Here is a 24749-nt window from a genome sequence, read left to right as displayed (position 1 = left end):
ATGTTGCATGCGTCACGTCAGAAGCGGGCGCCAGCGGTCGGCCGACGCCATGCTGTCCGTCATCACCCGCTCCAGGAACGTGCCCACTCTGCACAGCCGATCCCGCACCGGACTCCCGGGGCCGAGCGCGTCCGCCGCGGCCGTCGCGGCCCGTGCCGCGTCGATGGTCTGCATCGCGCTGATCACGACGGATCGGTACCACGCGTCGTCGTCGACGACGTAGACGTCGCGGCGCCGCCGCGGGTCGCGCTCCCGCCGGACATACCCGTTGTCGATCAGGAAGTTGACCGACGCGGAGACGGACGCGGGGCTGACGCCGAGCCGGCGGGTCAGTTCCGCGGCGGTGCGCCGGCCGTCCTCGGCCATCAGCAGGTCGACGTGGACGCGCGCGGTGATCCTCGGCAGGCCGGACCGGACCGCCGTCTCGACGATCCGCTCCACCGCCTCGTCGCCGGGCGCGGTGGCCGCCGCCGGGGACACGGGCGTGCCGCGCCGCGCGCGCCGGGCAGTCGCCCGTTGCGCCCACTGTGGACGGTAGCGGCCGGGACCGCCGTTGCGGGCGACCTCCCGGCTGATCGTCGACGTGGGACGGCCGAGCCGCCGGGCGATCTCGGCGTAGGTGAGCCGATCGTCGAGCCCGGCCGCGATACTCCGGCGCTCCTGCGGGGTCAACCGTCCTCCTGGCATGCCACCAGTGTTGCCTTCAACCTCGGCCATTGCAACGAGACATTGCGTTCGGCCGCACCGTCATTGCACCGATTTCTCCGCTCGGACCAGCTGATTCGCCACTGAACACATTGACTCGATTTGCACGCACGCCATAGCGTTTCCCTATCTGCGAACGCGTCATATCGCGAGTTGGGGGATCGCCATGAGCGAGTCCGTGCACACCGTCGCCGCGATGCCGGCGGCCCGCCCGGCCGGCTGCCCGTTCGACCCGCCGCCCGAGCTGACCGAGGCCCGCCGGCACGGCCCGATCAGCCGGTTCACCCACTCCCACGGCAGGCCCGGCTGGCTGGTCACCGGGTTCGACCTGGTCCGGGCGGTGCTGACCGACCCACGGTTCAGCGCGCGCAAGGACCTGCTGAACGTCGGCGACTTCACCGTCCCGGCGGCACCGCCGGGCGAGTTCCTGCTGACCGACGAGCCCGAGCACGGGTACTACCGGAAACGGCTGCAGGGCCGGTTCACGGTGCGGCGGATGCGGCTGCTGACCGAACGCGTCGAGCAGGTCACCGCGGACTGCCTGGACGCGATGGAGCGGACCGGGCCGCCGGCCGACCTGGTGACCGCGTTCGCCAAGCCGATCCCGGCGATCGTGATCTGCGAGCTGCTCGGCGTGCCGTACGCGGACCGGGGCCGCTTCCAGGAGCAGGTCGAGGCGTTCATGAGTGGCGAGGTCACCGAGGAGGAGCTGATCGCGGCGTACACCGCGACCACGGACTACCTGGACGAGCTGGTCGCGGCGAAGCGCGCGCACCCGACCGACGACATCCTCAGCGAGCTGACCACCGGCGACCTGAGCGACGAGGAACTGCGCGGCATGAGCCTGCTGCTGCTCGCGGCCGGGCTGGACACCACCACCAACATGCTGTCGCTCGGCACGTACGCGCTGCTGGAGAACCCGGCACAGCTGGCCGCGCTGCGCGCCGACCCGGACCGCGGCGTCGAGGAACTGCTGCGCTACCTGACCGTGGCGAAGACGTTCATGCGGACCGCGCTGGAGGACGTCGAGCTGGGCGGCCAGACGATCGAGGCCGGCACCACGCTCGTGCTGTCGTACCACACGGCCAACCACGACCCGGAGCGCTTCGACTCGCCGGGCACGCTCGACGTGGCCCGGCAGGACGGCGGGCACCTGGCCTTCGGCCACGGCATCCACCAGTGCCTGGGCCAGCAGCTGGCCCGGGTGGAGATGCGGGTCGCGTTCGGCGCGCTCCTCGACCGCTTCCCCAGGCTCCGCCAGGCCGGCCCGGCCGTGCTGCGCCCGGAGACCGCGGACATCTTCGGCATGAAGAGCCTGCCGGTCACCTGGACGCCGTGAAGCGGGCCGGGCCGGAGCCCGCCCCGAGGACTCACGACGCCGGGCAGACACCCCAGAACCAACGATCCGCGGGGTACGCCGTGCGACGCGCAGCGTCGCACGGCACAGCGAGGGGCGTCGCACGGCCGGCGAGCGGCATCACGCGGTGGTGGCAGCGCTTCGGCAGCGCGGCGGCGGCAGCGCGGCGGCAGCGCGGCGGCGGCAACGCGGCGGCGGCAGCAGCGCGGCGCCGCATGGCGCGGCGGTGGCGTCACTCCGACAGCGGCGTGCGGACCAGGAACGCGGCGTCGGCGCGGAACGTGTCGCTGCTGTCGGAGCGGTCGACCCACAGTTGATCGCCGCGATGGCGCAGGAAGTACCCGGGGTAGTTCTGCGACTCCAGCGCGATCGTGCCCGGCGCCGGTCCGGGGCGCGGGCAGAACGTGGCGTCGCCGCGGAAGAGCTCGGTGCGGTCCCGGATGTGCAGCACCAGCCGCCACGACGAGTGCCGCAGGAACCGCCCGTCGGAGAACCGGAACGTGACGCAGGCCGGGTCGGCGAGCCCGGCGAGCGCCTCGAACGTCGCCTGCGTACGCACCGCCTCGGCGCTTCCGGGACCTGCCGGGGCCAGCACGCCCTCGCTGCGGGCGACCGCGGCGAACGTGCCGGGCGCGTTCGCGGACTCCAGCGACACCGGGCCGAGCGGAACACCGGCGGCGGCCGGCTCTCCGGAAGCGGGCGGCCGTCCGGAAGCGGCCGGCCCGCCGGAAGCGGGCGCGCCCGGAGGTGCGGCGGCGCCGGGTGCGGCCTGAGCGGTCGGCGCGTCAGCGCCGGTCCGGCCGGGGGACGTCACCTCGACCGCGCCGGCCGTGAGGCCGGCCGCGAGGACGCCCGCGGTCAGGGCGGCGACGACTGGGTGCGCGACGACCGCCTGGCTGATGACGGTCAGCACGCCGGTGGCCCCGGTCGCGGTGCCTCCGGCCGTCGCGGTCGTGGCGACATGCCCGGCACCCGCACCCCCGGCGCCCACGGCGGCAGCCGCCTGCCCACCACCCGCACCCCCGGCGCCCACGGCGGCAGCCGCCTGCCCACCACTCGCACCCCCGGCGCCCATGCTCCCGGCAGCCCCGGCACCCGCAGCCCCGGCAGCCGCAGGTCCGGCAGCCGCGGCCGTGCCGCCAGCCACGGTCGCCGAGCCGCCAGCCGCGGCTGCCGCCGAGGCCGTGGCGCCGGAGGCGAGCTTGGCCAGCACGGTCGCGGCCAGGCCGGCCGGGACCGGGAGCAGTACCAGCGCCGGGAACAGCCGCTCGGCCGGGACCAGCGAACGCGCGGCTGCCGTGCAGACCGGGCAGTCCCGCGTGTGCCGCGTGGCCCGCTTGCGCCACAGCGGGCCGGGCACGCCGTCCCAGCCCGCGAGCGCCGCCTCCAGCCGCATGCACCTCGGCCGGGCGTCCAGCGCCGCGACCAGCGCCCGGCTCGCCGCGAGCCGTTCGCGCAGCCGTTGCACGCGCACGCCGGCGTGCGCGACGCTCACGTCGAGCGCGGCCGCGACGTCCGCGCGGTTCAGCTCCTCCGCGGTCTCCAGCCACCACAGGGGCAGCAGCGCACGGTCGTCCGGGTCCAGCCAACGGCTCGCCCGCCGGGCCGCGCGGCGCTGGCCGGACAGCTCCGCGCGCAGCAGCGCCGCGCCCTCGAACGCGGCGTCCGGCGTGTCCGCGGCCTCGTCCAGCGCGGCCGTCCGCGCGCCGGCCCGGCCGGTGCGGGCGAGGTGGGTGCCGATCCGGCGTACCACGATCGAGGTCAGCCAGAGCCGGAAGCTCGCCGGATCGCGCAGCGACGGCAGCCTCCGGACCGCCCGGATCATGACGTCCTGCACCACGTCGTCGACGTCCGGCCGGCCGTCCAGCGCGCGCCGGACGATCGTGTAGACCAGCGGCAGGTGCGCGGCGATCAGCTCGTCGAGCGCCCGCCGGTCCCCGGCTCGCGCCGCGACGACCAGCTCCGTCTCGTCTCGCCGGGTTTCGCGCACGTCACCTCGTCCTCCACCACGGACGTCATCGCCGCAGGAATCGACGGATTGCCCCGGCGCCGTCACCGGCATCGTGACCAGCGCGGCCAACGGTCGCCGCAGGAATCGACTTTGAACGATCGGCGTGGGCCGCGTCAACCACCGCGCGCGGATCGGTGGAGCCCGGCGTCATCCGGTTCGCGCCGCGGCCGCGACCGTGCCCGGGATCTCCTCCGGCGGGACCGGCCGGGAGAAGAGATAGCCCTGGCCGTACGGGCAGCCCATGCCGTTCAGCGTGGCGCGCTGGCCGGGGTGCTCGATGCCCTCGGCCACCACGGTCAGGCCGAGGTCGCGGGCGAGCGTGACGATCGCGGTGACCAGCGCGGCCTGCCGGTCGTCGTTCACGATGTCGTCGATGAACGACTTGTCGATCTTGAGCACGTCGACCGGGAGGTGCCGCAGGTAGCTCAGCGACGAGTAGCCGGTGCCGAAGTCGTCGATCGCGATCCGTACCCCCAGGGTTCGTAGTTCCCGAAGGTCCGCCAGGACCTGGTCGGTGTCGTGCAGCACCAGGCTCTCGGTGATCTCCAGCAGCAGCGCGCGCGGCGGGGCTCCGGCGCCGTCCAGCGCGGCGCGGACCTGGCCGACGAAGTCCGGGCGGCGGAACTGGCGGGCCGAGACGTTCACGCTCACGTACGCCGGCGAGCGTCCGGGGTCGTCGCGCTGCCACCGGACGAACCGGTGCAGCGCCTCGCGCAGCGCCCACCCACCGATGCCGATGATCGCGCCGCTCTCCTCCGCGAGCTCGATGAAGTGGTACGGCCCGAGCAGCCCGCGCTCCGGGTGCTGCCAGCGGACCAGCGCCTCCAGCCCGACCACGGCGCCGGTCGGCATGTCCACGATCGGCTGGTAGTGCAGCACGAACTGCTCCCGCTCGACCGCCTCGTGCAGGGCCTGCCGCAGCGCGGACCGTTCGATCATCGCGGTCTGCAGGTCCGGCCGGTAGCGCTTCCAGTCGCCCTTGCCCGCGCCCTTCGCCAGGTAGAGCGCGAGGTCCGCGTGCCGCAGCAGCTCGGTGGGCGTGCCGGCGTCCGCGCTGGTGGCCAGCCCGATGCTGGCCGCGCCGCTGGCCGCGAACCGGCCGCCGAGACCGTCGCTGACCTCGACCGGCGAGCGCAACGCCGCGATCACCCGCGCGGCCACCTTCTCCGGCCCGTCCGGCCCGTCCGAGGCCGCGACCAGGATCGCGAACTCGTCGCCGCCCATCCGCGCCGCGGTGTCGCCCGGCCCGACCGCGGCCTCGATCCGCCCGGCCACGCTGATCAGCACCTGGTCGCCGACCGCGTGCCCGAGCGTGTCGTTGACCTCCTTGAAGTCGTCCAGGTCGACGAAGAGCACGCCGATCACGGCGCCGGCCAGCTCGGCCCGCGCGTACGACTGGTCGAGCCGCTCCCGGAACAGCACCCGGTTCGCCAGCCCGGTCAGGCTGTCGTGGAACGCCGCGTGGGCCAGGTCGTTCTCCAGCCGGCGCCGCTCGGTGACGTCGCGGAGCGTCAGGACCAGCCCGCGCACGGTCGGGTCGGCGCGCAGGTCGCGGATCGCGCACTCGACCTGCAGCAGGCACCGGTCGGCGCGGACCGCGGTCAGGTCCGCGCTCTCCGGCAGCGGGTCGGCGCGCAGCACGTCATGGTGGGTGTCCGCGATGATCCCGAGCAGCGGCATCCCGGTCAGGTCGGGGTAGCCGAGCAGCACGGCCGCGGACGGGCTGGCGTACCGGATCTCGCCGTCGTCGCCGACGATCAGGATCACGTCGGACGCGCTCTGGATGAGCGTGCGGAAGTACGCCTCGCCCTGCCGCCGGCTCACCTCCGCGGCCAGCTCCATCCGCTCCGTCATCAGCCCGTGCACCCGCGCCATGACCAGCACGAACATCAGTGCGGCCGCGGCCGCGATGACCGGCGCGTCGACCACCTCACCGTGCAGGTACTGCGTCAGCAGGACGGCCGGCCCGATCAGCGACGCCGCCGTGAGCAGCGCCAGCCGCCGGAACGCGGCCCGCGGCCCGAGGTCCGGCTCGGCTGCCGGCCGGTCGGCCACCGTGGTCATCGACGGGTCCAGCGCGGCCAGGCCGGCACAGCCGTACATCACGATCCAGCCCAGGTCGACCGGCCCGCCGGCCGTCCAGGTCGCGTCGAGCCGGCCGAGGATGAAGACGATGTCGGAGAAGAGCAGCCCGAGCACCGCCGCGGTCAGCAGCGTGACCGGCACCGGCTTGCGCCCCGGCAGGGCCAGCAGCCGGAGCAGGAGACCAAGGGCAAGGACATCACACACGGGGTACGCGACGGAGAGCGTCTTCTCCACCGCGCTCAGGTCGGTCGCGCGCGTGTACGGCGTTACCAGGTACACCCAGGTGAGCAGCCCGAAGCTGACCGTCGGCACCAGTGCGTCCAGCAGCGCGGCCCGGCCGTCGTCGCCGGCACGGGCCCGGGCGAGCAGCATCAGCCCGGCGCCCAGCAGCAGGTAGACCAACAGGTACAGCACGTCCGCTACGCCCGGATACGGCGGCTCGATCCGTAGCGCCAGATAGGTGTTGTTGATCGTGTCCCCGGTGACGAAGACGAGCAGCGCCGCCGCGATCAGCAACCACGGCAGCCGCCGCCTCGGCCGGTTCACCCAGACCCCGGCGACGATCCCACCGGCCCCGCACAGCCCGATCAGCGCCCACCACTCCACCCGCCACGCCGGCCACGCGTAGTACATCCCGGTCAGCACCGCCAGCCCCGCCAGATAACCGGCGCGGCCGCCCCTGCTCGTCATGCCTTCCCCATCGGCACGCCCACCGAAGGCCTGAAGTGTTCCGGAACGTCCCCTTTTCGCCGCAAGCCCCGCCCCGGTGCCGAACCGGGGCCGGCGCGACGGCTCCGCAATTCCCGTCGTTGTTGGCGCAATATCCGGCTCGGTGGCCGGCCGGCCCGGGGCAATACCGAGTCACGTACGGCGCGGCTGCGCCACCGAGTTCCTGACGTGCGGTTGCTCGCCGATCGGCTGATTCCCGTACCCGGAGGCATTGATGAAAGAAGTTGCAGAATCACGTCTCTCCACCCGCCGCCGGACGCTCACGGCGCTCTCGAGCGTGGTGACGACCGCGGCACTCAGCGCCTGCGGCCGGTCGCCCACGGCGGCGGAACCTCCCACGGCATCGCCCGGCGCCGGCCCGGTGGCCCGCAGCGGGGAGGAGGATCTGCCGGCCGACGACACCGCGTTGGACGAGCGCGCCCGAGCTGCACCTGCGCTATCCGGTGGCGGCGGTGCACGAGACAGCGGAGCATGGCACGAGCGTCCCGATGCGGATCAGCTGTCACACTCTGCCTGTCATCCGTCTCTCCGACGTGCCGCACTGACCGCGCGCCGGGCGGTACCGTCATCCGTCCGGCGCAGCGGTGAACGGCGCTGACCGTACCCATCGATGCGGTTGAGGTGGTGTCTTACCGAATATCATGCGGCAGATCGCCGGAAGACTATCCTCTGAGCGGCAATCGTTCGCCGGGGCCGACCTTTTGCCGCTCACAGGCGGACGGCGTGGTCGGCCGCCTCGTGCGCAGTGACGGTATGGACCCGGGCATTCCGCGCCCGAAACCTCCTGATGAAGACGACGGTGTCATGGGTTTCGCGGAACCGCCTCGCTCCGCCCCCACTTCGATACAGGCTCTAAATTCTGAAGGTGCAGCCGGCGACGCTGAAGCGGCCGGGGACGACGGTGGTCCAGTGGCCGTTCCAGGTGCCGCCGTAGCTGGCGCAGACCGCCGGGCACTTCTCCTTGGCATCCTCGTGGTTCCAGATCGGGCCGGCGGGGACGTCCATGGTGAACTCGGCGTCTCCGGTCGGCGTGCCGGTCAGTTCGATCTCCACCACGCTCATCACGCCCGGGACCATCGTCCGCCACTGGCCGGTGAAGCGGCCGAAATGCGCTGCGGCGATCATCGGGCCGACCCGCTGCGCGTGATCGTTGTTCCACAGAGGGCCGGCGGGCACCGTCACCTTGTACGTGCCGGGGCCGCCCTTCACGGAGACCGGCTCCATCGGGGTCAGTGCGGACTCCGCGAAGTCGCCGGCGCCCTCGTACGGCTGTTCGTCGCCGTCGATCACGACGATCCGCTCCGAGATCAGCCACCCGCGGCCGGCCCGCCGCAGCCGGTCGCGGTACTCGCCCACCCGGGCGATCACGCTCGGGCCGTCCGGCGGGGTGACGACGATCTGGAATGAGCAGCGGCTGTGGGCGGTGTCGCCGTCGACGTCCATCGTGATGCCGGACAGGAAGTGCCGCCGGGCGCCCGCGGGCAGGCCGACACCGAAGCGGGTGCGCGCCACGAACGTGCCGCTCGGTTCGCGGAGCACGCCGTCCTCGGTGAAGCAGTTCGCCCAGGCGTCGGCGTCGGCCGCGTTCGCGCACATGGTCAGCAGTTCGGTGATCTCTTGCTTGGACTTGAGGGCTATCACGACTGGATCTTAGGGGGCCGAACCGCGGGCAGAGGGTCGCCGGGGAGATCCCGGCCGCGGCGCCGACGTGCGCCGGGGTGAGCCGGCCGGGGCCGTGGGCGCCGATGGTGCGGGGCCGGGCCGGCACGGAATTCACACACCGATTGTGTCCGCTTTCCGGCGGCACCCAGGGGGTGGCGCACGCCCGACCCGCCGCGCGCATGGGAACGGCACCGCAGCAACCGCGGTGCCGCGCCATATCGCGCGAGGCCCGGTGACACGATCGGAAACGCCGGCCGGCACGCGAACGGATGTCCACAGCGGATGGTCGTACGAAGGGTGACCGGCCGGACTCGAACCGGACGACCTCTGGATCCACGCTGAGCCCGCTCGTCCGCCTCCGGCGGAACAAGTGCTCTGCCACCTGAGCTACGGCCACCGTGCCCGCACCAGGGATCGAACCTGGGACCTCCGCTGTGTGAAAGCGGCGCTCTTCCGCTGAGCCATACGGGCATACCGCGAAACGTGCTCCGAGCCGGGTTCGAACCGGCGACCTCCGCCGTGTCGAGGCGGCACTCTCCCAGCTGAGCTATCGGAACGAAGCGGAGACGGGGCGAGTCGAACGCCCACGGGTGTCACCCCCGACCGTTTTCGAGACGGTGGCCGGCGCCAGTCGGCTGGCGTCTCCATGCGAGCGCCCTCGGGCGCCCTCGTCGGGATGGCCGGATTCGAACCGGCGACCCCCGGCCCCCCAGACCGGTGCGCTGACCAAGCTGCGCCACATCCCGTGGATTTGTGTGCCTCTGGGAAGAATCGAACTTCCGCATCCGGCTTCGTAGGCCGGCGCTCTATCCGCTGAGCTACAGAGGCGTGGAGGAGAGTGAGGGATTCGAACCCTCGGCAGAGGCGTGCACCCCTGCTGCGGTGTAGCAAACCGCCGCCTTGGACCGCTCGGCCAACTCTCCGTCGCAGACCCCGGTGTCGAACCGGGCAATCCGCCCTTATGAGGGGCGGCCGGGCGGCCGGCCCGTCTGCGGTAGTGCTGTGGTGCGCTGCGGGCGGAGGATTCGAACCTCCATAGTCCGGGTCAGAGCCGGGTGTGCTGCCGGTTGCACCAGCCCGCACCGCCGGTCTCCCGGGCCGCCGCCTGAACCGGCGGCCCGGGAGATCAGCTGGCCAGCATCGCCCAGGTGGGGGCGGCCGGCCGGAATCGCAGGGGCATGCGCGCCTCGGACGGCGTGCGGTCACCCTTGCGCTGGTTGCATCCGCCGCACGCGGCGACGGTGTTGGACCACGAGTTGCGGCCGCCGCGCGAGCGGGGCATGACGTGGTCGATGGTCGAGGCGTGACCGCCGCAGTAGGCGCAGCGCCGCCCGTCCCGGACCAGCACGCCGGCCCGGGACCAGGCAGGGCCGCGCGAGTGGCGCCAGCGGGTCACCACGTAGGAGACCAGCCGCACCACGGTCGGGACCGGCCACACGCCGATCTGCGAGTCGGGCTGCGACTCGTGAACCTCCGCCACGCGGCGCACCAGCATCCGCACCGCGTGGCGGAGACTGACCCGGTGCAACGGGCCGAGGTCGGCGTTCAGCACCAGCACGTCCACCGGATCCTCCCTTCGTGTGTCCTGTTCCCGAAGTGCTGTCGAGAGCGGTTACGGGGAGTCGAACCCCGGTCTGCTGCATGGCAAGCAGCCGCACTGCCGTTGTGCTACAACCGCATGAAAAACCATCCGCTGTGGAATTATCAATGACCATTCCGCACGCAATAAATGCGCACGGCAAACGCACGGGTGACAGGATTCGAACCTGCGACTCACGGCTTTGGAGACCGTTGCTCCACCAATTGAGCTACACCCGCAGGAAGACACTGAAAAGCCGCCCGGTCCGGTTGCGGACGCAGGCGGCGCGAGATGCCGGGGTATCCCTACCCCAGGCCGCACCAGCACTGCGAGCCGCCGAAGACGCCATGACCTCGGAGTGATGAACTGGGTCGCTCGACCACGGCTACGGGACTCTGCAGTGCCTGCCACATCAGGTCGGGGTTCGTCCGCATCATCACCGGTCACCTCATCTCTCTAGCGGTATGGCTCTCTTTGAGCGACTGAATCTCTCTGAGCGGCCCGGATCTCTTTGAACGGCCCGGGTCATTCGCAGCCTCGCTCGGTGCTGGAATACACGTTAGTGACCCCACGCAACACGCACAACCCCTTTTTAATTGCCATCCGCGGGTACGTCCGGGAGCACCCGAATATCGACTGGTAGGGTCCGGGATCATGCGGATCGGAAAGCAGGTGCGCGCGAACCGCCACCGCGAGCTGCGCACGGACCTGACGGCACTGCGCACCGAGGCGGCCACCCACCGCACCGAGCTGGCCACGCTGCGAGCCGAATCAGCCACCGCACAAGCCGAGCTGGCCACGCTGCGAGCCGAATCAGCCACCGCACAAGCCGAGCTGGCCACGCTGCGAGCCGAATCAGCCACCGCACAAGCCGAGCTGGCCACGCTGCGAGCCGAATCAGCCGCCGTGCGGGCCGAGCTGGCCGGCCTGCGAGCCGAGTCGGCCGCGCTGCGGGCGGAGGTGGCCGCTGTCCGCGTCGCCGTCGCCGCTCCGGATTCTGCCGGTCCGGCCGACGGCCGGGACGACCTCGCGGAACGCTACCTGGCGTGGCGGTCCGGCCCGCTGGTCCGGATCGGGAAGGCCCTGGCCCGGCGGGCCGGCCCCACGGCGAGCGGTGACCAGCAGCCGGTCCGGTGGCGCGGCGCCGCGATGCGCGCGCTGTGCCTGGCCCTGCTGGACCCGGCCGTCGACGCCCAGGACCGGCACCGGCACGTCGGCGACGCGGTCACCGAGCTGCTCGGCGACACCGGCTGGCGCAACGACGCCGACCTGATCCGCGCCCTGATAGACGTCCGCGACGGCGCGACCCCGCTGACCGCCGCGGTCCGGCCCGGCGACTGGACCTGGCCCTCCCCCGGCGGCCCGATCGACCACCACGACGTCCTTCCCGGCTCGGACGGCACCCGCGTGGCACTGGTGGTCGCGCCGGCCCTGCGCACGGTGCCACCCCTCATCGTCGCCGGCTGACCCACCCGGCCCGCCGATCTCACGCCGGCAGAAGCTTGCGCGCCAGGTGATGCCGGACCGCTCACTTCACCTCGCTACCGGTCATCCACGGGAAGCCGCGACCACGTTCGGACAGGAGCGGACGGTCCGGCCGAACTCCCGCCGGGCCGTGCGTGCTCATCGGGGCCAGCACCCCACCCACCGGCATTTTCCCGTGCCCACCCACTCCGAGCAGTAACGGAGCCGCTCGGGCTCGTGGTGACCACCGCGAATCCGAAAGGGAGGGCCGCCCGCGGCCGACCGGCGCCCAAGGCCACTTAGCCTAAGTTGATCATCGTGGTTGACCTGCGCGTTCACACACCACGTACCCGCCTTCAACTGTCCGCCGCCGGATGCGGCGAAAGGATTTCCGCAGGCAGGCGCGCTGCCGCCGGGCCGGCCTCGGGTCCAACTCGACTTGGGCTAAGTGGCACCGGTCAGCCGCAGGCGGCCTCCCCACAAAGTCCGCCGCCACTCCCGCAAACCCCCACAACCCGGGGCCTCGCCCCATCCACCGCGCACCCCGAGCGCCCCACGAGCCAGCCACCACGCAACCCGAACCCCCGCACCAGCCCCAGCGAGCTACCGGGCCCGAAGGTCCGCACCGGTGACCACGCGACCTACACCGCGCAAGCCCGGCACTCCACCAGCCGGCCACCGCGCCAGCCGGGCGCTGCGCCAGCCGGCCACCGCGCAAGCCGGGCGCTGCGCCAGCCGGCCACCGCGCCAGCCGGCCACCGCGCAAGCCGGGCGCTGCGCCAGCCGGCCACCGCGCCAGCCGGCCACCGCGCAAGCCGGGCGCTGCGCCAGCCGGCCACCGCGCCAGCCGGCCACCGCGCAAGCCGGGCGCTGCGCCAGCCGGCCACCGCGCCAGCCGGCCACCGCGCAAGCCGGGCGCTGCGCCAGCCGGCCACCGCGCCAGCCGGGCGCTGCGCGCCCGAAATTTCGCCATATTTTGTCGTGCCTGCGTGACAGATCTCGGTGGACGGGCTCCCCACCAGCCCTGAGTGATCAATCAGTGGAGCAAAAGATAGGTCAACTTCGCTAGTTGACCTATCTTTTGCTCCACTGATTGATCACTCAGGCGCCGGTATCGACCCACTGAGCCGCGCGACGCAGGTGATGAACATGCCGGTCGTTTTCTACGGAGTTTCCGAGCGCGAGGATGCCTACCGGTTCTACAAGGAGGAGCGTGCCGGGTCCGGCTTGGGCCTGCGGGCTCTGGTGGGAGCGTTGGCCGGGCCGGGCCGGCCGGGCCGGGCCGGGCGGGCTGGGCCGGGCTGGGCGGGCCGGGCCGGGCGGGCCGGGCTGGGCCGGGCCGGGCGGGCTGGGCCGGGCCGGGCGGGCTGGGCCGGGCCGGGCGGGCTGGGCCGGGCCGGGCGGGCTGGGCCGGGCCGGGCGGGGCTCGGGTTGTGGTGAGTGGGCTGGGACCTGCAGGGAGGCCGCCTGCGGCCGACCGGTGCCCAATGCCACTCAGCCGAAGTTGATCATGGTCTTTGACCTGCGCGTTCGCGCACCACGTGCCCGCCTTCGACTGTCCACCGCGGGATGCGGCGGAAAGGATTTCCGCAGGCCGGCGCGCTGCCGCCGCGCCGGCCTCGGGTCAAGATCAACTTAGGTTAAGTGGAATTCGACCGGTGCCCGCGGGAGCACGCGGGCCGCACCACGCCGGAAGCGGAAAAGGTTCATCTGAAAGGGATCTGGCCCGTGCACTGTTCTTCGCGGACGTCGGGGGTGCCGCGCCGGCCGCGTCGCATCTCGCCGGTGGCCGGGTGTGGCTATCCGGCGAGGGAGGCGAGGGCGACGATGCCGGCGACGATGAGGATGAAGGTGAGGAGGGCACCGAGGTCGATGGCGGCCATGGCGGCGAGCTTGCGGCCGTTGCTGAGGGTGGTGCGGCTGACGGTCATGTTGGCCAGGAAGGCCGGCAGCGCGACGATGGCGCCGAGCAGCAGGCCGCCCAGCGGGACGAGGAGGATGGGCAGGACGGCGAACGCCTTCAGGTGGCCGGGGAGCGCCGGGCCGGTGGGGTATCTCCCGTAGTAGGTCTGGATGCTGGGGAACGGGTCGACCGGCCCGCGCTTCACCTTGACCAGGATCGGGGCACCGCCCGCGCCGGGCAGCATGAAATCGCCGCCCTGCATGCGCTGGGCGGGCATCCCGTTGACGGTGACGGCCGGGCGGCCGAGGACCGGAACGGTGACGGAGACCCAGCCGGCGACGCCGGGAATGGCGATCGGTGTCGTTTGCACGAGCAGTGACCTTAGGTCCGGGATGCGTTGCAGTGCAAGATCTTTCACACCCCGCGGGGGTACGTGTGGTCAGGAGCCGGCCGGGCCTGCCTCGTACGCCAGGATCGCGGCCTCTACGCGGCTGGTCAGGCCGAGCCGGAGCGGAATGGCGCTGACGTGGGTCTTCACCGTGCCTTCGGCGGGCGACGGTGCGCGGCCGGCGTCCTGATCGGACAGGACGCGGCCGACGAGGACCAGCACTTCGCGTTCGCGCGGGGTCAGCGGGTGCGGGCCCCTGCCCGCACCCGCCCCGGGCTCTTCGTGGTGACCACACGGATCGGACAGGAAGCCCAGCTGCCGCACCGACCACCCACCCCCACCGGTGCCCGCGGGAGCGGCCACGCCGGAGGGTGGGAGAGTCTCAGTCCTTGTCTTCCTTCTTTTCCTTCTTCTTCTCCTCGCGCTCCAGCGCCAGGTCGAGCGCGAGGACCGCACCGATGACGAGCAGCGGGTTCTCGCCCGGCGCGACCTCGACCGCGTAGGTGTCGCGGATGGTCAGCCAGCGCTTGGAGACCTCGGCGACGCGGCTGCCGCCACGCTCGATGACGTACTCGTGGTCGAGCAGGTCGCCCTTCATCTCCAGGTCGTCGGGGCCGGGGACGTCGATGGTGAACTTCTCGCGGAACGGCGTGAAGAGCTTCTTCTTGATCTCGGCCGCCTTCTCGCCGCCGATCCGGATCTCGTAGGTGGGGCGCAGCGCGACCAGGTGGCGGTGGACGCTGGCGACCTCCTCGCCGGACAGGTCCTCGATCACCACCTTGCCGCGCAGGCTGAGCACCTTGCCGTCGACGTGCAGGACCTTGGCGCCGTTCGCGTCGAGCACGTCGAAGTCGTCGCCGATGGAGAAGAACTTCTCACGAATCACATACATGCCTCATGTCATACCCGTCCCGGTGCGATCCAGCCAGGAATGTCGGTGGCGACCGCTACATTCCCGGGCGTGGAGATTCGCAGGCGCTGCGGCGTGGCGATCGAAGGCGCCAGGTGACGGGCGAGTTCGCGGCGCGCCACGGGTACGCGTTCCACGACCCTCCGTCTACCAGCAGAGCTGGAGCCCGTCTCCCACGTCGATACCGGCTCCAGCAGACCTACTGGTGGTAGGTGGAGAGGAACGCACCCAGCCGGCCGACCGCGTCGTCGAGCACGTCGGTCGGGGCGAGGAAGACCATCCGGATGTGGTCCGGTGTGTCCAGGTTGAAGCCGGTGCCGTGCGAGAGCAGAAGGTGCTGCTGTTCGAGGAGGTCGATTATCAGCTGCTCATCGTCGCGGATCTTGTGCACGGCCGGGTCGAGCCGGGCGAAGAGGTAAAGCGCGCCGTCCGGCCGCACGCAGTCGACGCCCGGGATCGCGGTGATGGCCTGCCACGCGTGGGTGCGCTGCTCGTGGAGGCGGCCGCCGGGCTCGATCAGCCGCTCGATGCTCTGGTACCCGCCGAGTGCGGTCTGCACCGCGTGCTGCGCCGGCACGTTCGGGCACAGCCGCATGTTCGCGAGGAGTTGCAGGCCGTCGACGTACTCGGTGTCGCGCGCGGTGAACCCGCTCATCGCGAGCCAGCCGGACCGGAAGCCCGCGGCGCGATAGGTCTTGGAGAGGCCACCCATGCTGATCACGGGTACGTCCGGGGCGAGCGCGGCCGCGGTGTGGTGCACCGCGCCGTCAAAGATGATCTTGTCGTAGATCTCGTCCGCGAGGACCAGCAGCCCGTGCCGCCGGGCCAGGTCCAGCATGCCGAGCAGCACGTCCTTGGAGTAGACCGCGCCGGTCGGGTTGTTCGGGTTGATGATCACCATGGCCCGGGTGTTCGGCGTGATCTGCGCGGCCATGTGCTCCAGGTCCGGCAGCCAGCCCTGGCCCTCGTCGCACCGGTAGTGCACCGGACGCCCGCCGCAGAGCGTGACCGCACCGGTCCAGAGCGGGTAGTCCGGGCTCGGCACCAGCACCTCGTCGCCGGTGTCCAGCAGCGCCTGCATGGTCATCACGATCAACTCGGAGACGCCGTTGCCGAGCATCACGTCGTCCGGCTGCACCTCGGTCACGCCGCGCGACTGGTAGTACTGCGCGACCGCGACCCGTGCGGAGTAGATGCCGCGCGCGTCGCTGTAGCCCTGGGCCGCGCCGAGGTTCTGCACCACGTCCGCCATGATCGGGTCGGGGGTGTTCAGGCCCCACGGCGCCGGGTTGCCGAGGTTCAGCTTCAAGATCCGGTGTCCGGCCGCCTCCAGCTCCTGGGCGCGGCGCAACACCGGCCCACGGATGTCGTACCGGACGCTCCTGAGCCGCGACGCCTGCTTCACCACTGGTCTCCTCCCGAACGAGTCTCCTCCCGACGAGACTCCTCCCGACGAACCCGGACAGCCTACGCTTTCTCCGCACCCACCCTCGTCCACCGGACCGGTGTAATTCGCGTGCTCCGCGGCCCGGGCGCGGGATAGCGTGGCCGGCATGAGCCGTGGAATCAGGGTGACCGTGCGTGGCGCCTTCGACAGTCTGAGCCCCGGGCAGCGGGAGACGCTGCTCGCCTCCGCCGCCGACCACGACTTCCTGAACACGTCGTACACGCCCGAGGGTTACCTGGCGTACGACGTGGCCGCCCGCCCGTTCTTCACGTTCCGCTACCTGATCGAGGCGGCGGATGACGAGGATCTGGACGTGACCGCCACCCGCGGCGAACTCCTCGCGGTCGAGTGGCTGGACACGCACGGTTACGGCTACAAGAACCTGACGGCCGCGGCGGTCGACCCGGCCGAGGTCCCGCTCGGCGCCCGCGGCCGCCGGACCGCCGCCAAGAACCACTGACGAGGGCTATTCAGCGCGTTGCGCGCCGACAGCGCTGGCCTGCGGCGACACGGCGTCGGCTCGCCCTCGCTGAATAGGCCTCAACGGCCGCGCGCGCCGCCCACTCGGTGCGGGAGCGCTCAGCGCAGGAGCGCTCAGCACAGGAGCGCTCAGCACAGGAGCGCTCAGCACAGGAGCACAGGAGCGCTCAGCACAGGAGCGCTCAGCACAGGAGCGCTCAGCACAGGAGCGCTCAGCACAGGAGCGCTCAGCACAGGAGCGCTCAGCACAGGAGCGCTCAGCACAGGAGCGCTCAGCACAGGAGCGCTCAGCACAGGAGCGCTCAGCACAGGAGCGCTCAGCACAGGAGCGCTCAGCACAGGAGCGCTCAGCACAGGAGCGCTCAGCACAGGAGCGCTCAGCACAGGAGCGCTCAGCACAGGAGCGCTCAGCACAGGAGCGCTCAGCACAGGAGCGCTCAGCACAGGAGCGCTCAGCACAGGAGCGCTCAGCACAGGAGCGCTCAGCACAGGAGCGCTCAGCACAGGAGCGCTCAGCACAGGAGCGCTCAGCACAGGAGCGCTCAGCACAGGAGCGCTCAGCGCAGGAGCGCGATGATCACGCTGCTGGCCGTGCTGGTGACGACGAAGAACGGGGCGTTGATCACGCCGTACAGCAGCGGTCTGGGGAAGTTGGGGTTGATCGCGATCTGGAAGGTCATCGCGGCCAGGTAGCCCACGCCGACCAGGAGGCCGAAGGCGACGGCCGCGCCGATCGTGGTGATGTCCAGCGAACGGATCAGCACCGCGGACGTGATGACGGTGACCAGGGTGCAGACGAGCGGGCCGAGATTCGACACCGCGGTCGGCTTCGGCGCCTCGGCGTTCTGCCGGCCCAGCGCGATCGCGTAGTACTTCGGCACGAGCAGCGCGAAGTAGAGACCGCCGAGCGCGCCGCTGACGACGGTCGCGATGAGGATTCCCAGCCAGGCGAGCGGGTCCAGGCCAGTGAGCATGTGCGTCTCCGAATCTGCGAATGAGCCGGTGTGGCTCTCCTTCTTCGGGGACGAGCGTCTCAGCGAAAGGTGCCAGGTTGTGTCACCTTCTGCGGACGGTTGACATCGCGATCTCCGTGACGGCCAATGCATGGATGGATATCGCTCGCCGGATGTGGACGCTCGTCGAACCCGTGCACGCCGTCACCTACTTCACGCCGGCCGCGCGCGCCGCCTTCGAGGCGGCCGGGCTGCGCGGCTTCTGGCGCGGCTATTTCGCGGGCCGCGCCGCACCGCTGGGCGCGGTCGGTGCCGGGCCGGTGGAGGCGACCTTCTTCGGCTTCGCGCCGACCATGGTACGGCGGGCGCTCCCGGACGTCTGGAACCGCGCCGCGCCCGCCGCCGCCCTGGCCGCACGCCTCGACGGCGCCCGCGCCGCACTGTCCGCGGTCGCGCCGTCGCCGAACGCGGAGTCCGCGGCCGCAGCCGCCGCGGTTACGCCGTCCACAGCCGCACCCTCCGCCGCAACGCCGTCCACAGGCGCGCCGTTCATGGGCACGCCGTCCACCGTCACGCCGGAGGCGGTCACGGCGTCCGCGGGCACGCCGGGCGACGGCCTCGCCGAGGCGGCCGTGTTGCTGCGGCGGGCCGCCTCCGCCGCGCCACTCGCCGGCCGGCCGCTCGCCGCCGCGAACGCGGACCTGCCCTGGCCCGAGGACCCGATCGGCACGCTGTGGCAGGCGGCGACGCTGCTGCGTGAGCACCGCGGCGACGGCCACGTGGCCGCGCTGCTGGTCGCCGGCCTCGACGGCGCGGAGTCGCTGGTCTGGCGGGCATCCCTGGACAGTTCCCGGGAGGTGCTGCAACCGGCCCGCGGCTGGACCGACGCGCAGTGGGACGCCGCGGCCGCCCGCCTCACCGATCGCGGCTGGCTCGCGGCGGGCGTGGCGACCGAGGCCGCGCACGCCGCCCGCGACACCGTCGAACGCCAGACCGACGCGCTGGCCGCCGCGCCGTGGCAGGCGCTCGGCACGGCCGGCATCAGCCGCCTCGAGCACCTGCTGACCCCACTGTCCGAGGCCGCACTGCGCCTGCTGCCCCACCCCAGCCCGATCATCCTGCCCCGCCCGGTCGGCTGACGATTTGCCGCTTTCGTACCGTCTCATGTGCGCCGCGATCCCGATTCGGCGACACTCGGTCGCATCGAATCCCTTCGCCCGGCGAGGTGCCGACGATGACCGACGAAACGATCGAGCCGAACGAGACGCTCGTGCCGCTGCTGTCCTGTTACGCGCCGGAGGAGACGCTGGCCTTCTGGCGCGCGATGGGCTTCACGGTCACCTGGGAGCAACGCAAGCCGTACCTCTATCTGGCCTTCCGGTTGAGCGGGTTCGAACTCCACTACGGACGCGGGCCGGACGGCGTCGATCCGGCGCGGGAGGAGACCGGCGGATGCCTGGTGATGGTGGACGCGATCGCGCCCTACCACGCACACTTCACCGCCGCGATGCGCGACGCCTACGGCAAGGTCCTCGCCACGGGCCTGCCGCGGGTCACCCGGTTCCGCGCCGGCGCCTCCCGGTTCACCGTCATGGACCCGTCCGGCAACTCGATCGTCTTCATCCGCCGAGACGAGCCGCAAGGCCTGGAGTACGGCGGATCGAAGCAGCTCACCGGCCTCGCGAAGGCGCTCGACAACGCCCGCATCCTGCGCGAGTTCAAACTCGACGACCGCGCCGCCTTCCGCGCCCTCAACTCGGGCCTGCGCCGCCACGGCGACACCGCCCCGGCCGTCGAACGCGCGATGGCCCTGGCCGCGCTGATCGAGCTGTCGACCGCGCTCGGCGAACCGGAGCGGGTGCCGCAGTGGGGCGAGAACCTCCGCCGGCTCCCGCTCACCCCGGCGGACCGCGACCGCGTCACCGCCTTCGTCGCCGACCCCGCCCTGATCGAGCCCTGGCTGGCCTGACCGGAAGAACTCGGCCGGCGCACCGCCCGCCGGAAGCGGGAAGATGGGGGTCCGGGGTCGCCCCCGGAACCAGCTCAGCCCCCGCGGGAGCAACGGGCCACGCCACGCCGGGAGTGGGAAAATCTGCGTTTGGAGGGTTTTCGGTGCAGCCGGGCGGAGGAGAATGGGCGGCATGGAGTCGGTGTGGGATTATCCGCGGCCGCCGCGGCTGGAGCGGACGGCCGCGCGTGTCGTGGTGCGGCACGGCGGGGTGCTGGTCGCGGAGAGCGTGAACTGCCGGCGGGTGCTGGAGACGTCGCATCCGCCGGTCTACTACGTGCCGCGCGCCGACGTCACCGACGGGCTCCTCCAAGCGGACCCGGATCACCGCACGTTCTGCGAGTTCAAGGGTCTCGCCACCTACTGGGACCTGGTCACGCCGGGATCCCGGGTGGCGCGGGCGGCGTGGTCCTACGAGGAGCCCTCCCCGGCCTACGCCGCGCTGATCGGCGCGCTCGCGTTCTATCCGAGCCGCGTCGACGAGTGCCGGGTCGGCGACGAGCCGGTGCGTGCGCAGGACGGTGACTTCTACGGCGGGTGGATCACGGACGGGATCGTGGGGCCGTTCAAGGGCGGGCCGGGCACGCTGGGGTGGTGATCGTCCGGTGTGGATCGCGGCGGGTTAGGCTGCGCCGTTTCCGATCACCGCACGACAGGATCATCACCATGCCGACATGGCACGAGATTGCCGAACACGCGCGTACCGCGTACACGTTGGTCAGCGACGAGGAGGACGGGTTCGCCCTGGTCTGGAAGTACGAGTCGGGGCGCACCCAGCAGGTCTCGGTGACCCGTTTCACCTACTCTGAGCAGGACTGGGCCGAGTTCCGCAGCTTCGTCTGCAAGGCGGACGAGATGGCGCCGCGGGCCGCCCTGCGCAAGAACGCGGACTTCGCGGTCGGCGCGCTCGCCACCGACTCCGACGGCGACTACTTCCTGATCCACCAGGCGCCGCTGGCCACGCTGGACCCGGACGAGTTCGCACTGCCGCTGCGCGCGCTGGCCACCACCGCGGACGCTCTGGAGAAGCAGCACTCCGAACGGGACGACTTCTGATGAGCGAGGTCTTCGTGCCCGCGGCCTGGGCGGAACGGAAGCCGGGCCCGAAGCACTGGACCGAGGGCGCGCGCAGCGACGACCCGGACGCACGCGAGGTGCACGCGCCGACCGGCTCCGGCATCGGCGACGGCAAGGCGTTCCTGTTCCTGTTCGGATACAAGACGGCCGGCACGCAGGATCCGGGCATGATGGCGGCGGAGCTGGCCGAGATCGACGACGACGTGGCGGTGCTGCGCGGCGCGGGGTACACCGTGGTGGTGGACCGGCAGGCGACGCGCGAGGATCTGCTGGACGCGGTCACCGGCCGCGGCCTCGATGGGCTGGTGCCGGCCGGGATCTACTGGAGTTCGCACGGTGGCGCGGACGGGCGCCTGGAGACCTGCGACGGCGTGCTCGTCTCGCCCGGCGACATCGACACCGGCGCGGTCTCCGGCGGTCTCCGGCTGGTGATCTTCGGGGCGTGTTACGTCGGCGCGTACGCCCCGGCGTGGCGGGCCGCGCTCGGCGGGCATCCGCTGGTCGCCGGGTGGGGCCGCCCGGTCACGCTGCAGCGCGCGGTCGACTTCCTGGAGGAGGGCCGCGAGTCCGACGTCGGGCTGGACGACCTGATCAGGGCGTGGCTGCTGACCGACGCCGCGCTCCCGGTCGCGGGCACGGACTCCGGCCTGCCGCCCGCCGCGGTCCTGGGCGGTCGCATCGGCCGGCTGCGGCAGCGCTTCCCCGCGGTCGCGGATCGTCTCGGCGCCGGCTGGGCCGAGCACGACGAGCACCTCGACGTGACCGTGCCGCTGCCCGGCGGGCGTACCCACGTGGTGCAGGTCTTCCTGGTCGACAGCGTCGACCCGTTCTCCGAGGGCGTCACGCTGTGCGGCATGGAGGCCGACGTCGGCCCGACCTCGCCGCTGATCACGCCGGAGACGCTGCTGGCCGCGGCCGGTCGTCCCGGATACGGCCGGGTCGCGCTGGTCGCTGGCCCGACCGGCGTGCCACAGGTGGTCACGCAGTCGTTCACGCCGCTGATCGGCACGTCCGCCCAGCAGCTGGCGGCCCGCTGCTACCAGGTCGCGCTGCACGCGGACACGCTCGAACACACCATCTTCGGCATCGACGGCCCCTGACAGATCAAGATCAAGACCAAGATCAAGATCATGCTTTCCCGCTTCCGGCGGGGTTGAGTTCCGAGTGCTCCCGCGGGCACCGGTCGTCGCTGGCGCTCCTCCCTGCAAGGTTCGCCGTGGTCCGGCAGATCAAGCCCACCCGCACCCGTGATCCGGGCGTCCCCCCATGTCGTTCCAGCAACTTGGGGGACGCCCTGATCCCGCTTCGGGAAAGCCGCTCCTGGACAATGGGGCGTGATCATTCCGAGTGACCGGCAGATCCGGGACCTGCACGAACGGCACGCGCCGAACCCGGAGGCGTTCGATCTGGTGTGGACGCACTGCGAGATCGTCTGTGCGATCGCGGAGCAGCTGCTGGACGGGCCCGGCGGCGCGGGCCTCGATCACGGTCTGGTGCGGGCCGGTGCGCTGCTGCACGACATCGGCGTCTACCGGCTCTACGACGAGAACGGCCGGATCAAGGGCCGGGAGTACGTCCGGCACGGCCTGCTCGGCCGGGAACTGCTGCTCGCCGAAGGGCTGCCGGACGCGCTGTGCCGCATCTGCGCGCACCACACCGGCGTCGGGATCACCCGCGAGGACGTGCTCGCCCAGCAGCTGCCGTTGCCGCCGGCCGACTACCTGGCGGAGAGCGCGGAGGAGCGGCTGGTCATGTACGCGGACAAGTTCCACAGCAAGAAGACGCCGCCGGTCTTCAACTCGGCCGCGTCCTTCGCCGCCTCGATCGCCCGGTTCGGCGCGGACAAGCCGGCCCGGTTCGCGGACCTGCGGCACGAGTTCGGCACGCCGGATCTGGACGGGCTCGCGTCGCGGTACGGTCACGCGCTGACATGACCCACGTTTACCTCCACATCGACCGGGCACACGGCCCACCTCTCGATGGAGGTAAATACGATGACAAGCCACTCGGCGACCGCGGCCACCCGGTCCCCCATCCGCACCGCCGCGCTCGTCTACGCGGTCGTCTTCCTGCTCGTCGGCGTCGCCGGGTTCATACCGGGCGTCACCACGAACTACGACACGATGCAGTTCGCCGGGCACGAGTCCGACGCGCTGCTGCTCGGCCTGTTCCAGGTGTCCATCCTGCACAACATCGTGCACCTGCTCTACGGCGCCGCCGGGCTGGCGCTGGCCCGCACGGTCAACGGCGCCCGGCTGTTCCTGGTCGTCGGCGGCGCCACCTACCTGGTGCTGTGGCTCTACGGCCTGGTCATCGGCCACGACACCGCGGCGAACTTCGTGCCGCTGAACGACGCGGACAACTGGCTGCACCTGTTCCTGGCGGTCACCATGATCGCCCTGGGTCTGCTGCTGGTCCGCCGCCCGGCCCGCGCCTGAGCACGCCGGTGGTGGGGCGTCCGGCCCGGACGCCCCACCACGGCTCACGCCGGCCCGCCCGGACCACGCCAGACCACGCCAGATCGCGGCGGACCACGCCAGATCGCGGCGCATCGCGGCGGACCACGCCAATCACGGCACATCCTGGCGGACCACGCCAGATCGCGGCGGACCGGGCTTGCGGCGGCCACGGTGGACGTGCGCTACGTGGACGACCTGGTCAAGGTCAGCGGCGCCGGAAGCGGCGCAGGAGGCCGAAGGTGAGCGCGGCGAGCACCAGCGCGCCGGCGCCGGCGGTCACCGCGATCCCGGCCGGGCTGATCCCGCCGGGCCGGTCACCGGCCGCGGTCAGCGGCGTGCCGTTCTCCGCCGCCGGTGCGGGCTCCGGTGACGGGACCGGCGCCGGGATCACCGAGGCGTAGCGGAGGATCTCCGGCCCGGCGCCCTCGGAGATCGTGAGCAGCGACGTCCCGTCCGAGCCGTAGGTGATCGCCTCCCCCTGCGGCTCGTCCGGCAGCGGGATCGTCTCGGCCGTACCCCCGGTGATGCTCTTGATGACGTCACCGTCGGTGACCAGGAACTCGAACGCGTCCGCGTAGGTGCGCAGCACCACGCGCGTCCCGTCCGGCGACACCGCGCCGCCGGTCACCACGTAACGCCCGGCGAAGCCGAACGGGTTGGCCGTCTGCGAGTCCGGGATCCGGAACGACCCGGCCTCGCGCAGCGCCCCGCCGTCCGGTCCCGCCGCCGTGTAGAGCCCGGCCGCGAACGGGTCCTTGGTGACGATGATCGGCGTCCCGTCCCCGTCCAGCAGCAACGCCTCCGCGTCCCGCGCCCCGTCCGGATAGGTGTACCGCACCGGCACCGGCTCGTCCGCCCCCGGATCCAGCCGCCACAGCCCGATCGTCTCCCGCACGCTGCCGTTGTCGCCGATGTCCGCGACCCAGACGGTCCCGTCCGGCGCGAGCGCGACGTCCTCGGTGTCGCGCGGCTCCGACGGATACCGCACCTCACGCTCGACCTCGCAACGCGCGTCGAGGAAGAAGATCCGTCGCGCCGCCGGATCGTCCGCGCCGTCGTTGACCGTCACGAACCCACCGTCCGGCGTGGCCGCCAGCCCGGACAACTCCGCGAGCCGGTCATCGGTCACCGCGCACACGGCCTCCGGCGCGGGCGCCGCGAAACCGCCGCTGAGCAGCACCACCAGGACCCCGACCGCCGTCTTCACCCGATCATCCTGCCATGCGCCCCGGCCCCTTTCCGCACCGTCGCCCGAAGCCGCAACCCCGCAAGACCCCACCACGGCATCACGGGTACGTGCAGTAGGTACCCGATCTGCTCCAGCACCGGTGACGGCCCGGCGGTTCCGGTGGTCCAGACGGCGTCGTCGCGGAAGAGGGCGAGGAACTCGTCGGGCAGCTCGTTGTTCTGCGCGTGCTCGACCGTGGCCAGCACGTGCTCGATCGCCGCGATCTCGGCGGGGTGGGTGGTCGCGTCCGGGTCCGGTGTGGTCATGACGGCACGCCAAGAGCTGCACCGCGGTTGAGGTCGAG

The 24749-nt window shown here is 72.0% G+C and carries 23 protein-coding genes and 10 tRNA genes; 11 read left to right on the top strand and 22 right to left on the bottom strand.

Annotated elements, in window-relative coordinates; all coding sequences use genetic code 11:
* Positions 1-12: 12 nt before the first annotated feature.
* On the bottom strand, positions 13-672 hold the full coding sequence (locus J2S43_RS42195; RefSeq protein WP_370881615.1) for a MarR family transcriptional regulator: 660 nt from the start codon (positions 670-672) through the stop codon (positions 13-15).
* A 199-nt stretch (positions 673-871) separates the two neighbouring features.
* Between J2S43_RS42195 and J2S43_RS11950 the strand changes: the two genes are divergently transcribed.
* Entirely contained in the window at positions 872-2044 is a 1173-nt protein-coding gene (locus tag J2S43_RS11950) for a cytochrome P450 (protein WP_306828983.1), read from the top strand.
* A gap of 250 nt (positions 2045-2294) precedes the next feature.
* On the opposite strand, the gene J2S43_RS11945 is transcribed toward J2S43_RS11950, so the two are convergent.
* From J2S43_RS11945 to J2S43_RS11880, 14 genes are all read right to left on the bottom strand, one after another.
* On the bottom strand, positions 2295-4052 hold the full coding sequence (locus J2S43_RS11945) for a sigma-70 family RNA polymerase sigma factor (protein ID WP_306828982.1): 1758 nt from the start codon (positions 4050-4052) through the stop codon (positions 2295-2297).
* 168 nt (positions 4053-4220) lie between these two features.
* Positions 4221-6848 (bottom strand): putative bifunctional diguanylate cyclase/phosphodiesterase, encoded by a 2628-nt coding sequence (locus J2S43_RS11940; protein WP_306828981.1) that lies wholly within the window; start codon positions 6846-6848, stop codon positions 4221-4223.
* Between the two features lie 891 nt (positions 6849-7739).
* Positions 7740-8528, bottom strand: coding sequence for a mannan-binding protein (locus J2S43_RS11935; RefSeq protein ID WP_306828980.1), 789 nt, complete (start codon positions 8526-8528; stop codon positions 7740-7742).
* 317 nt (positions 8529-8845) lie between these two features.
* A tRNA-OTHER gene (locus J2S43_RS11930) sits at positions 8846-8946 on the bottom strand.
* Positions 8947-8948: 2 nt separating this feature from the next.
* Positions 8949-9020 (bottom strand) — tRNA-Val (locus J2S43_RS11925).
* A gap of 13 nt (positions 9021-9033) precedes the next feature.
* Positions 9034-9106: transfer RNA gene (locus J2S43_RS11920), tRNA-Val, on the bottom strand.
* A 4-nt stretch (positions 9107-9110) separates the two neighbouring features.
* Positions 9111-9195: transfer RNA gene (locus J2S43_RS11915), tRNA-Ser, on the bottom strand.
* Between the two features lie 25 nt (positions 9196-9220).
* Positions 9221-9295 (bottom strand) — tRNA-Pro (locus J2S43_RS11910).
* Positions 9296-9305: 10 nt separating this feature from the next.
* Positions 9306-9377: transfer RNA gene (locus J2S43_RS11905), tRNA-Arg, on the bottom strand.
* 1 nt (position 9378) lies between these two features.
* A tRNA-Ser gene (locus J2S43_RS11900) sits at positions 9379-9472 on the bottom strand.
* 87 nt (positions 9473-9559) lie between these two features.
* A tRNA-Gln gene (locus J2S43_RS11895) sits at positions 9560-9631 on the bottom strand.
* Positions 9632-9675: 44 nt separating this feature from the next.
* Positions 9676-10113 (bottom strand): HNH endonuclease, encoded by a 438-nt coding sequence (locus tag J2S43_RS11890; protein WP_306828979.1) that lies wholly within the window; start codon positions 10111-10113, stop codon positions 9676-9678.
* Positions 10114-10156: 43 nt separating this feature from the next.
* Positions 10157-10227, bottom strand: a tRNA-Gly gene (locus J2S43_RS11885).
* A gap of 67 nt (positions 10228-10294) precedes the next feature.
* Positions 10295-10367 (bottom strand) — tRNA-Trp (locus J2S43_RS11880).
* Between the two features lie 415 nt (positions 10368-10782).
* On the opposite strand from J2S43_RS11880, the gene J2S43_RS11875 reads away from it, so the two are divergent.
* Positions 10783-11595 carry a hypothetical protein gene (locus J2S43_RS11875; protein ID WP_306828978.1) on the top strand — a complete coding sequence of 271 codons (813 nt, stop codon included), beginning with the start codon at positions 10783-10785 and terminating at the stop codon, positions 11593-11595.
* 1146 nt (positions 11596-12741) lie between these two features.
* Entirely contained in the window at positions 12742-13032 is a 291-nt protein-coding gene (locus J2S43_RS11870) for a hypothetical protein (protein ID WP_306828977.1), read from the top strand.
* Positions 13033-13391: 359 nt separating this feature from the next.
* Here the strand turns inward: J2S43_RS11870 and J2S43_RS11865 are convergent, their stop codons facing one another.
* The 4 genes from J2S43_RS11865 to J2S43_RS11850 form a co-directional block, all read right to left on the bottom strand.
* A complete protein-coding gene (locus J2S43_RS11865; protein WP_306828975.1) occupies positions 13392-13865 on the bottom strand; it encodes a hypothetical protein in 474 nt (157 codons plus the stop codon).
* A gap of 69 nt (positions 13866-13934) precedes the next feature.
* Positions 13935-14207, bottom strand: coding sequence for a response regulator transcription factor (locus J2S43_RS11860; RefSeq protein WP_306828974.1), 273 nt, complete (start codon positions 14205-14207; stop codon positions 13935-13937).
* 58 nt (positions 14208-14265) lie between these two features.
* Entirely contained in the window at positions 14266-14775 is a 510-nt protein-coding gene (locus J2S43_RS11855) for an LURP-one-related/scramblase family protein (RefSeq protein WP_306828973.1), read from the bottom strand.
* Between the two features lie 217 nt (positions 14776-14992).
* The gene (locus J2S43_RS11850; RefSeq protein WP_306828972.1) at positions 14993-16198 is read right to left on the bottom strand and encodes a pyridoxal phosphate-dependent aminotransferase; all 1206 of its coding nucleotides are present in this window, start codon (positions 16196-16198) and stop codon (positions 14993-14995) included.
* A gap of 148 nt (positions 16199-16346) precedes the next feature.
* Between J2S43_RS11850 and J2S43_RS11845 the strand changes: the two genes are divergently transcribed.
* Entirely contained in the window at positions 16347-16700 is a 354-nt protein-coding gene (locus J2S43_RS11845; RefSeq protein ID WP_306828971.1) for a DUF6204 family protein, read from the top strand.
* A gap of 577 nt (positions 16701-17277) precedes the next feature.
* Here J2S43_RS11845 and J2S43_RS11840 read toward each other — a convergent pair.
* Positions 17278-17694, bottom strand: coding sequence for a DUF1761 domain-containing protein (locus tag J2S43_RS11840; protein ID WP_306828970.1), 417 nt, complete (start codon positions 17692-17694; stop codon positions 17278-17280).
* A 134-nt stretch (positions 17695-17828) separates the two neighbouring features.
* Here J2S43_RS11840 and J2S43_RS11835 point away from each other — a divergent pair, with 134 nt between their 5' ends.
* The 7 genes from J2S43_RS11835 (at position 17829) to J2S43_RS11805 (ending at position 23196) form a co-directional block, all read left to right on the top strand.
* The gene (locus J2S43_RS11835) at positions 17829-18812 is read left to right on the top strand and encodes an SCO6745 family protein (protein ID WP_442320032.1); all 984 of its coding nucleotides are present in this window, start codon (positions 17829-17831) and stop codon (positions 18810-18812) included.
* 95 nt (positions 18813-18907) lie between these two features.
* Positions 18908-19642 carry a DUF8817 family protein gene (locus tag J2S43_RS11830; RefSeq protein WP_306828969.1) on the top strand — a complete coding sequence of 245 codons (735 nt, stop codon included), beginning with the start codon at positions 18908-18910 and terminating at the stop codon, positions 19640-19642.
* A gap of 172 nt (positions 19643-19814) precedes the next feature.
* Positions 19815-20279, top strand: coding sequence for a DUF427 domain-containing protein (locus J2S43_RS11825; RefSeq protein WP_306828967.1), 465 nt, complete (start codon positions 19815-19817; stop codon positions 20277-20279).
* Between the two features lie 68 nt (positions 20280-20347).
* Positions 20348-20737 carry a type III secretion system chaperone family protein gene (locus J2S43_RS11820; RefSeq protein ID WP_306828966.1) on the top strand — a complete coding sequence of 130 codons (390 nt, stop codon included), beginning with the start codon at positions 20348-20350 and terminating at the stop codon, positions 20735-20737.
* Complete coding sequence (locus J2S43_RS11815) at positions 20737-21858, top strand: caspase family protein (protein ID WP_306828965.1); 1122 nt, start codon at positions 20737-20739, stop codon at positions 21856-21858. The genes J2S43_RS11820 and J2S43_RS11815 overlap by 1 nt, the downstream gene beginning before the upstream one ends.
* Before the next feature lie 234 nt (positions 21859-22092).
* Complete coding sequence (locus tag J2S43_RS11810) at positions 22093-22692, top strand: HD domain-containing protein (RefSeq protein ID WP_306828964.1); 600 nt, start codon at positions 22093-22095, stop codon at positions 22690-22692.
* A gap of 60 nt (positions 22693-22752) precedes the next feature.
* Entirely contained in the window at positions 22753-23196 is a 444-nt protein-coding gene (locus J2S43_RS11805; protein WP_306828963.1) for a DUF4383 domain-containing protein, read from the top strand.
* A gap of 226 nt (positions 23197-23422) precedes the next feature.
* Here J2S43_RS11805 and J2S43_RS11800 read toward each other — a convergent pair whose 3' ends face one another.
* The gene (locus J2S43_RS11800) at positions 23423-24424 is read right to left on the bottom strand and encodes an SdiA-regulated/phytase-like domain-containing protein (protein WP_306828961.1); all 1002 of its coding nucleotides are present in this window, start codon (positions 24422-24424) and stop codon (positions 23423-23425) included.
* Positions 24421-24711: a nuclear transport factor 2 family protein gene (locus J2S43_RS11795; protein WP_306828959.1), complete on the bottom strand. Its 291-nt coding sequence runs from the start codon at positions 24709-24711 to the stop codon at positions 24421-24423. Before J2S43_RS11795 ends, J2S43_RS11800 begins: the two co-directional genes overlap by 4 nt.
* Positions 24712-24749: the final 38 nt, after the last annotated feature.

It is taken from the genome of Catenuloplanes nepalensis (assembly GCF_030811575.1).
Lineage (GTDB): Bacteria > Actinomycetota > Actinomycetes > Mycobacteriales > Micromonosporaceae > Catenuloplanes > Catenuloplanes nepalensis.
Note: the sequence above shows the minus strand (reverse complement) of the source record. Positions and strands in the feature narration are given on the sequence as shown.

Coding starts and splice junctions, on each gene's coding strand:
- J2S43_RS11950 (WP_306828983.1), top strand. CDS start 872: ATGAGCGAGTCCGTGCACACCGTCGCCGCGATGCCGGCGGCCCGCCCG.
- J2S43_RS11940 (WP_306828981.1), bottom strand. CDS start 6,848: ATGACGAGCAGGGGCGGCCGCGCCGGTTATCTGGCGGGGCTGGCGGTG.
- J2S43_RS11875 (WP_306828978.1), top strand. CDS start 10,783: ATGCGGATCGGAAAGCAGGTGCGCGCGAACCGCCACCGCGAGCTGCGC.
- J2S43_RS11870 (WP_306828977.1), top strand. CDS start 12,742: ATGCCGGTCGTTTTCTACGGAGTTTCCGAGCGCGAGGATGCCTACCGG.
- J2S43_RS11855 (WP_306828973.1), bottom strand. CDS start 14,775: ATGTATGTGATTCGTGAGAAGTTCTTCTCCATCGGCGACGACTTCGAC.
- J2S43_RS11845 (WP_306828971.1), top strand. CDS start 16,347: ATGAGCCGTGGAATCAGGGTGACCGTGCGTGGCGCCTTCGACAGTCTG.
- J2S43_RS11840 (WP_306828970.1), bottom strand. CDS start 17,694: ATGCTCACTGGCCTGGACCCGCTCGCCTGGCTGGGAATCCTCATCGCG.
- J2S43_RS11835 (WP_442320032.1), top strand. CDS start 17,829: ATGGATATCGCTCGCCGGATGTGGACGCTCGTCGAACCCGTGCACGCC.
- J2S43_RS11830 (WP_306828969.1), top strand. CDS start 18,908: ATGACCGACGAAACGATCGAGCCGAACGAGACGCTCGTGCCGCTGCTG.
- J2S43_RS11825 (WP_306828967.1), top strand. CDS start 19,815: ATGGAGTCGGTGTGGGATTATCCGCGGCCGCCGCGGCTGGAGCGGACG.
- J2S43_RS11820 (WP_306828966.1), top strand. CDS start 20,348: ATGCCGACATGGCACGAGATTGCCGAACACGCGCGTACCGCGTACACG.
- J2S43_RS11815 (WP_306828965.1), top strand. CDS start 20,737: ATGAGCGAGGTCTTCGTGCCCGCGGCCTGGGCGGAACGGAAGCCGGGC.
- J2S43_RS11805 (WP_306828963.1), top strand. CDS start 22,753: ATGACAAGCCACTCGGCGACCGCGGCCACCCGGTCCCCCATCCGCACC.
- J2S43_RS11795 (WP_306828959.1), bottom strand. CDS start 24,711: ATGACCACACCGGACCCGGACGCGACCACCCACCCCGCCGAGATCGCG.